Annotated in this window: 1 protein-coding gene and 1 pseudogene; both read right to left on the bottom strand. The window is 66.4% G+C overall.

Annotated elements, in window-relative coordinates; all coding sequences use genetic code 11:
- Positions 1 to 563: pseudogene (locus EON91_RS14400) on the bottom strand (dihydroorotase); the annotation flags it as partial.
- Between the two features lie 59 nt (positions 564 to 622).
- Positions 623 to 1,546: aspartate carbamoyltransferase catalytic subunit (locus EON91_RS14405; RefSeq protein ID WP_292096089.1), on the bottom strand; the 924-nt coding region annotated here is incomplete at its 5' end.

Here is a 1,546-nt window from a genome sequence, read left to right on the forward strand (position 1 = left end):
GCGCCGCGAAGGCCGAGACGGGCGGCGAAGGCGCCGGCATTCATGACCGTGTTCTTGGACAGGGATGGCGTATCCGGGCGCGAGGCGACCAGCACGTCGAAGCTGGCGGCGTAGCTCATCGCGCGGCGCAGGACGCCCGCGTCTTCGACAGGCTTGTCGCCATTGGTGAAGAACACGGCGCCAGCCTGCTTGATCAGGCCGATCTCCGACATCTTTGCGCCATCGAGGCCGATGGTGAGGCCGCCGGTCGGATGCACTTTCACCTTCGCGACGCCATCGGCGCGGCGCTTGATGAAGTCGACGAGGGCGACGCTGTCGAGCACCGGGTCGGTGTCGGGCATGACGATGAAGGTGGTGACGCCGCCTGCGGCAGCGGCATCGCCAGCGGTTTCCAGCGTCTCTTTATTCTCTGCGCCCGGCTCGCCGGTCTTCACGCGCAGGTCGATCAGGCCCGGCGCGAGGGCCTTGCCCTTGGCGTCGATCTTCACGTCGGCGGCGGTGGCCTTGGTGATCGTGGGGCCGATGTCGGTGATCAGGCCGTTCTCGATCAGGATGCCGCCCACGGCGTCGAGGCCCGAAGCGGGGTCGAGCAGGCGGGCGTTGTAGATGGCGGTACGGCCGGTCATTGTTTCGCTCCGGCCTTGGTCTCAGGTGCGTTCTTCGCCAGAGTTTCGAGGACAGCCATGCGAATGGCGACGCCCATCTCGACCTGTTCGGTGATCAGAGAGCGCGTCTTGTGGTCGGCGATGCCGCTTTCGATCTCGACGCCGCGATTCATCGGGCCGGGGTGCATGACGAAGGCATTGGGGCTGGCGTGGGAGAGCTTCTCTTCGTCGAGGCCCCAGAAGTGGAAGAATTCGCGGGCGGAGGGCAGGTAGGCGCCATCCATGCGTTCCTGCTGCAGGCGGAGCATCATCACGACATCGCAGCCTTTCAGGCCTTCGCGCATGTCGGTGAAGACTTTCGCGCCCCAGTCGCCTGCGCCCGGCGGCGTCAATGTGCGCGGGGCGATGAGGCGGACCTCCGCGCCGAGCATGTTGAGGCAGGCGACGTTCGAGCGGGCGACGCGGCTGTGCAGGATGTCGCCGCAGATGGCGATGCGCATGCCGCCGATGTCGCCGACGCGGCGGCGGATGGTGAGGGCATCTAGCAGAGCCTGTGTCGGGTGTTCGTGCGTGCCGTCGCCGGCGTTGACCACGGCGCAGTCGACCTTGCGCGAGAGCAGCTTCACCGCGCCGGACGAACCATGGCGGATGACCAGCAGGTCGGGCCGCATGGCGTTCAGCGTCATGGCGGTGTCGATCAGCGTCTCGCCCTTTTTCACCGAGGAGGTGGCGATCGGCATCGTGACCACGTCCGCGCCGAGGCGGCGGCCGGCGATTTCGAACGAGCCTTGCGTGCGGGTGGAGTTCTCGAAGAACAGGTTCACCAGCGTCTGGCCGGCCAGCACGTTGGCGTGCTTAACGCGGCTGCGGTTGAGCTCGACATATCTGTCGCCCAATTCCAGCAATGTCTCGATGTCGAGCCGGTTCAGGCCCTCGATACC

This window comes from Brevundimonas sp. (genome assembly GCF_004210735.1).
Classification (GTDB): domain Bacteria; phylum Pseudomonadota; class Alphaproteobacteria; order Caulobacterales; family Caulobacteraceae; genus Brevundimonas.